The 6352-nt window shown below is 61.6% G+C and carries 5 protein-coding genes; 2 read left to right on the forward strand and 3 right to left on the reverse strand.

Features of this window, described 5'->3' with window-relative positions; genetic code table 11:
• Positions 1–221 precede the first annotated feature (221 nt).
• Positions 222–668, forward strand: coding sequence for a response regulator (locus ACODSJ_RS24520; RefSeq protein ID WP_489104198.1), 447 nt, complete (start codon positions 222–224; stop codon positions 666–668).
• Positions 669–873: 205 nt separating this feature from the next.
• Here the strand turns inward: ACODSJ_RS24520 and ACODSJ_RS24525 are convergent, their stop codons facing one another.
• Positions 874–3051, reverse strand: coding sequence for a malate synthase G (locus tag ACODSJ_RS24525; protein ID WP_489104199.1), 2178 nt, complete (start codon positions 3049–3051; stop codon positions 874–876).
• 481 nt (positions 3052–3532) lie between these two features.
• Here ACODSJ_RS24525 and ACODSJ_RS24530 point away from each other — a divergent pair, with 481 nt between their 5' ends.
• Entirely contained in the window at positions 3533–4051 is a 519-nt protein-coding gene (locus ACODSJ_RS24530; protein ID WP_489104200.1) for a glycine cleavage system transcriptional repressor, read from the forward strand.
• 217 nt (positions 4052–4268) lie between these two features.
• On the opposite strand, the gene rarD is transcribed toward ACODSJ_RS24530, so the two are convergent.
• Positions 4269–5156 carry an EamA family transporter RarD gene (gene rarD / locus ACODSJ_RS24535; RefSeq protein ID WP_489104201.1) on the reverse strand — a complete coding sequence of 296 codons (888 nt, stop codon included), beginning with the start codon at positions 5154–5156 and terminating at the stop codon, positions 4269–4271.
• 124 nt (positions 5157–5280) lie between these two features.
• Positions 5281–6255, reverse strand: a complete 975-nt coding sequence (locus ACODSJ_RS24540) for a serine/threonine protein kinase (RefSeq protein ID WP_489104202.1) — start codon at positions 6253–6255, stop codon at positions 5281–5283.
• Between the last annotated feature and the right edge of the window lie 97 nt (positions 6256–6352).

Raw genomic sequence — 6352 nt, forward strand, 5'->3', positions numbered from 1 at the left:
CGCCGGTTTTTGCCTTGCCTAACCTGCGTTTCAAACAATTTCGTACACAGCCTAGGTCGCGGGAAAGCGCTTGCGGCTGCGGCAAAATCCTACATCCGCTGGTGTAAAAGTCTTCACTGAATGGGCTTGGAAAAAAATCCGACGAAGTGCACATTGAAGCGCGCTAGAACGATGTCTGACCAGTGTGCCAGGGGATCGACTAAAGAACCGTAGAGAGCACCATGTCCGACCACGATATTTTGAGTGACGCCGAGCGCGAGGCGCTGAATGCCGTCATGCTGGAGCCTGACCTGCCGCCGCAGCGCGTGTTGATCGTCGATGACGACAAGGACGCTCGCGAGCTGCTGTCGGAGATCCTGGCATTGGACGGTATTCGCTGCATGACCGCGGCCAGTGGCGAAACGGCACTCAAGATGCTGGAGACCAAGCCCTCGATCGGCCTGCTGATCACCGACTTGCGCATGGGGCATGTCGACGGCCTGGAGCTGGTTCGCCTGGTGCGCGAGTCGGAACGGGCGGCGCTGCCGATCATCATCGTTTCCGGCGACGCCGACGTGAAGGACGCCATCGAGGCGATGCACCTGAGCGTGGTGGACTTTCTGCTCAAGCCGATCGATACCGAGAAGTTGCTGGGGCTGGTCAAGCATGAGTTGGGGATGGATCTCTAAGATCCTGTGCCATACAGGAAATCTGTGGGAGCAAGGCTTGCCCGCGATGACGGTGGCACATTCAACTGTGATGCTCGCTGTTCTACCGCTATCGCGAGCAAGCTTTGCTCCCACAGCTCAACCCGCAGGCTGCATTCCAGCCTGATACCTGTACAAACAAAAACGCCGCGATCGTCTCGCGGCGTTTTTGTTGGCGATCACTCAATCACAACCCATTGGCTGCCTTGAACTCACGACGACGACGGTGCAGCACCGGCTCGGTGTAGCCGTTCGGCTGTTTGGTGCCTTCGATCACCAGCTCGACGGCTGCCTGGAAGGCGATGTTGCGGTCGAAGTCCGGCGCCAGCGGGCGGTACAGCGGGTCGCTGGCGTTCTGGCGGTCCACCACCGGTGCCATGCGCTTGAGGCTTTCCATCACCTGGTCCTGGGTGACGATGCCGTGACGCAGCCAGTTGGCGATGTGCTGGCTGGAAATACGCAGCGTCGCACGGTCTTCCATCAGGCCGACATCGTTGATGTCCGGCACCTTGGAGCAGCCGACGCCCTGGTCGATCCAGCGCACCACGTAGCCAAGGATGCCCTGGGCATTGTTGTCCAGTTCGTTCTTGATTTGCTCTGGTGTCCAGCTCGGGTTGACGGCCAGCGGGATGGTCAGGATGTCGTCCACCGATGCACGCGCGCGCTTGGCCAGTTCGGCCTGGCGGGCGAACACGTCGACCTTGTGGTAATGCAGCGCATGCAGCGCGGCGGCGGTCGGCGAGGGCACCCACGCGGTATTGGCGCCCGCCATCGGATGGGCGATTTTCTGTTCGAGCATCGCCGCCATCAGGTCCGGCATGGCCCACATGCCCTTGCCGATCTGTGCGCGACCTTGCAGGCCGGTGCTCAGGCCGATGTCCACGTTCCAGTTTTCGTACGCGGCGATCCATTTCTCAGACTTCATGTCGGCCTTGCGCACCATCGGGCCGGCTTCCATGGAGGTGTGGATTTCGTCGCCGGTACGGTCCAGGAAGCCGGTGTTGATGAACACCACGCGCTCACTGGCGGCCTTGATGCAGGCCTTGAGGTTGACCGTGGTACGGCGCTCCTCGTCCATGATCCCGACTTTCAGCGTGTTGCGCGGCAGGTTCAGCACGTCTTCGATGCGACCGAACAGCTCGTTGGTGAACGCCGCTTCTTCCGGGCCGTGCATCTTCGGTTTCACGATGTACACCGAGCCGGTGCGGCTGTTGCGCCGCGACGTGTTGCCGTTGAGGCTGTGTATCGCCGCCAGGCTGGTGACCAGGCCATCGAGAATGCCTTCCGGCACTTCGTTGCCGTGTTTGTCGAGGATCGCATCGATGGTCATCAGGTGACCGACGTTGCGCACGAACAGCAGCGAACGACCGTGCAGCGTCAAGCTCGAACCGTCGACGGCGGTGTAGGCGCGGTCGGCGTTCATGGTACGGATGAATGTCTGGCCGCCCTTGGCGACTTGTTCCGACAGGTCGCCCTTCATCAGGCCGAGCCAGTTGCGGTAGATCACCACCTTGTCATCGGCATCGACGGCGGCGACCGAGTCCTCGCAGTCCATGATGGTGGTCAGCGCGGCCTCCATCAGGATGTCTTTGACGCCGGCGGCGTCGGTCTGGCCGACCGGGGTGCTGGCGTCGACCTGGATTTCGAAGTGCAGGCCGTTGTGCTTGAGCAGCACGGCTGCCGGTGCCGAGGCGTCGCCTTGGAAACCGATCAGTTGGGCATCGTCGCGCAGGCCGCTGTTGCTGCCACCCTTGAGGGTGACGACCAGCTTGCCGTCGACGATTTTATAAGCGGTGGAGTCGACGTGGGAGCCGGCCGCCAGCGGGGTCGCTTCGTCGAGGAAGGCGCGAGCGAAGGCAATGACCTTGTCGCCGCGGACCTTGTTGTAGCCTTTGCCTTTTTCCGCGCCATCGGCCTCGCTGATGGCATCGGTGCCGTACAACGCGTCATACAGCGAACCCCAGCGGGCGTTGGAAGCGTTGAGGGCGAAGCGGGCATTCATCACCGGCACGACCAGCTGCGGGCCGGCCATGCGGGCGATCTCGTCGTCGACGTTTTGGGTCGTAGCCTGGAAATCCGCCGCTTCTGGCAGCAGATAACCGATGTCTTGCAGGAAGGCTTTGTAAGCCACGGCGTCATGGGCCTGGCCGGTGCGGGCCTGGTGCCAGGCATCGATGCGCGCCTGGAAATCGTCGCGTTTGGCGAGTAGGGCTTTGTTCTTCGGCGCCAGGTCGTGGATGACCTTGTCGGCACCGGCCCAGAACGCGTCGGCGGTGAGGCCGGTTCCGGGAATGGCTTCGTTGTTCACGAAGTCGAACAGGACTTTGGCGACCTGAAGGCCACCGACTTGAACGTGTTCAGTCATTGCTTGCCTCACTCTGCTCAGCTATTTCGCTTTTCAGCTCTTCGATTTTGACAATGAAGCCTCGGGCCATTTAAACCACAAACCCCGGAACCAGTACATGCCATGGCTGGCGGCTGGGTGCTCAAGCCTTGCTGACGGGGCTTTTCAGGGATGCGACCAGGCCTTGGGCAGCCATCGGTACAACGTTGCATTGCAATTATGTAGTGCTCGCCGCGGCATACTACATGAACGGTTGCGGTTGTGAAAATTAGACTAATTGCGTCGTTCCGCGACCGACTAAAGTGTTACGGTCACGTCGCGGTACCGGATGTTCTCAAAAAACAGATGGATTGTTCCAGATAATTCTTATGGCTTGTACACGATTAGGTGATTGCCTTCTTGGCTAAACGCCCACCACCTTGTGGCGAGGGTATAAATCCCCTCGCCACAAGTCCTGTGCGCCCTGCCTATACTGTCCCTTCCACAACAAGAGGACTGCGCCATGGACCACCTTGTCATCACCGTTTTCGCCCCGGACAGGCCCGGGCAGGTCGAGCGTATCGCCGATTGCATCGCCGAGCACGGCGGTAACTGGTTGGAGAGTCGCATGTCGCGCCTGGCGGGCCAGTTCGCCGGGATCCTGCGCCTCAGCGCCCCGGCCGAATCCCATGAAGAATTGATCGAAGCGTTGCACGGGCTCTCTGCCCACGGCATCCGTGTGCTGATCGCCGAGACCGCGACCGAGGAAGTCTGTACCTGGAAACCCATCGCCATGGAGCTGGTGGGCAATGACCGTCCCGGCATCGTGCGGGACATTACCCGGTTGCTGAGCGAGCAGGGCGTGAACGTCGAGCGGTTGGTCACTGATGTCCGGCCGGCACCGATGAGCAGCGAGCTGCTGTTTCACGCCGAGGCGATCCTCGGTGTGCCGTTGACCCTGTCACTGGACACTTTGCAGGCGCGCTTGGAGACCTTGGCCGATGAGCTGATGGTGGAACTCAAGTTCAGCGACGAAGCCTGAGGAAGGTTATCCAAGAAAAAGCTGCGCCTGCCTGTGGATAACCTGTAGAGACCGGGCTGCCGCCCAAGCCCGCCGGGCCTCAGCGGTGAATGCTCAAAAAATCACCAGTTTTCAAGGGCTTGTGCACAAACGGCGGGGATCACGCTGTGGATAACCTTGGGAAGGATGCGCGCAGGCCACGTCCGACGTGGCCTGTAGAGAATTGAGTGTTTTGTGATCAGTTACGCCGGCGCATGCTGATCACGGCATCGATGCTGTACACCGCTAGGCCGGCCCAGATAAACAGGAACGCCACCAGTGTGCTGGACGACAGGTGTTCACCGAACAGCAGCACGGCGAGCAACAGCACCAGCGTCGGCGCGATGTATTGCAGGAATCCTATGGTGGTGTAGGGCAAATGCCGCGTCGCGGCGTTGAAGCACACCAGGGGAACCAGCGTCACCGGGCCGGCCGCCACCAGCCACCAGGCTTCGGAGGTGGTCCAGAACGCGGCCTGGGCGCTGTTGGCCGCCGGGTTCAACAGCAACCAGGCGATGGCGATCGGTACCAGCATCCAGGTTTCCACCACCAGCCCGGGCAAGGCCTTGACCGGTGCCTGTTTGCGGATCAATCCATAGAAGCCGAAGGTCAAGGCCAATGCCAGCGACACCCACGGCAGGCTGCCCACTTGCCAGACCTGCTGCGCCACGCCGGCTGCCGCCAACCCCACCGCCAGCCACTGCATGCGCCGCAGCCGCTCGCCGAGAAGCAACATGCCCAGCAATACATTCACCAGCGGGTTGATGTAGTAGCCCAGGCTGGCTTCGACCATGCGCCCGTTGTTCACCGCCCAGACGTAGGTCAGCCAGTTCGCCGCGATCAGCGTGCCACTCAGGGCCAGGATCGCCAGCCGGCGCGGATTGTCCCGCAGTTCCTGCCACCAGCCCGGATGTTTCCACACTGCCAACAGTACCGCGCCAAACAACGCCGACCACAGCACGCGGTGGATGATGATCTCCACGGCCGGCACGCTGGCGATGGCTTTGAAATAGATCGGGAACAGACCCCAGATGATGTAGGCACTCAGACCCAGGATGTACCCGTGGCGCGGGTTGGCGGCTTGCATGCAGAATCCTTGCTTAGGCAGCTAACAAAAGAGTGATTGTAAGGAGATTTGTCTGGTTGTGCTGTGAACTTTGTGGACAATCGCCGCCGCTCCCACAAGGGGTCAGAGTGACCGCTGGCGCAAATCAGAACAGCTTCAAAGGCTCTTCATCGAGCGCCGCCAGTTGTTCGCGCAACGCCAGGATATGGTCGCCCCAGTAGCGCTCGCTGCCGAACCACGGGAAGCTGCGGGGGAACGCCGGGTCGTCCCAGCGCCGCGCCAGCCAGGCGCTGTAGTGCATCAGGCGCAGGGCCCGGAGTGGTTCGATCAGCGCCAGTTCGCGCGGGTCGAAGTCATGGAATTCGTTGTAGCCGTCCATCAACTCCGACAACTGGCCCAGGCAGTCCTGGCGATCGCCGGCAAGCATCATCCACACGTCCTGCACCGCCGGGCCCATGCGGCAGTCGTCGAGGTCGACGATGTGAAACACCTCGTCGCGGCACATCATGTTGCCGGGGTGGCAATCGCCGTGGATGCGAATGTTCTGGTGGGGCGTGGCGGCGTAGATCGCCTCCACACGCTTGAGCAGGTCCCGGGCGACCGACTCGTAGGCCGGCAGCAGGCTGCGGGGAACGAAATCACTTTGCAGCACGGTGGCCAGCGAATCGTGGCCGAAGTTTGTCACGCCAAGGGTTTCCCGGTGCTCGAACGAACGACTGGCACCCACGCCATGCAGGCGTCCGAGCAATTGCCCGAGGCGATAGAGCTGGTCGAGGTTGCCCGGCTCCGGCGCGCGTCCACCGCGCCGAGGAAACAGGGTGAACCGAAAGCCGGCGTGTTCGTGCAGGCTGATGCCATCGTGAATCAGTGGCGCAACGACCGGTACGTCGCAATCGGCCAGTTCGAAGGTGAAGCGGTGCTCTTCCAGGATCGCGTCGTTGGTCCAGCGCTGGGGGCGATAGAACTTGGCGATCAGCGGTTCGGCGTCTTCGATGCCCACCTGATAGACGCGGTTTTCGTAGCTGTTGAGGGCCAGCACACGGGCGTCACTGCGCAAGCCGATGCTCTCGACGGCATCGAGCACCAGGTCGGGGGTGAGGGTTTCAAACGGATGGGACATGCTGACTCCTGCGCAGCGGCAGGCTGCCGCGTCCGGGTTCAGCATGGTAACGCAAAGCGTCCGGGATTGATCCGTGAGACTTGTGGGGGGGGTGCTT

This window comes from Pseudomonas sp. FG6 (genome assembly GCF_057809015.1).

What these genes read in the sequence shown, in the direction of transcription:
- ACODSJ_RS24540 (WP_489104202.1), bottom strand. Translation starts at nt 6,255, where the DNA reads ATGTCCCATCCGTTTGAAACCCTCACCCCCGACCTGGTGCTCGATGCC.
- rarD (WP_489104201.1), bottom strand. Translation starts at nt 5,156, where the DNA reads ATGCAAGCCGCCAACCCGCGCCACGGGTACATCCTGGGTCTGAGTGCC.
- ACODSJ_RS24530 (WP_489104200.1), top strand. Translation starts at nt 3,533, where the DNA reads ATGGACCACCTTGTCATCACCGTTTTCGCCCCGGACAGGCCCGGGCAG.
- ACODSJ_RS24525 (WP_489104199.1), bottom strand. Translation starts at nt 3,051, where the DNA reads ATGACTGAACACGTTCAAGTCGGTGGCCTTCAGGTCGCCAAAGTCCTG.
- ACODSJ_RS24520 (WP_489104198.1), top strand. Translation starts at nt 222, where the DNA reads ATGTCCGACCACGATATTTTGAGTGACGCCGAGCGCGAGGCGCTGAAT.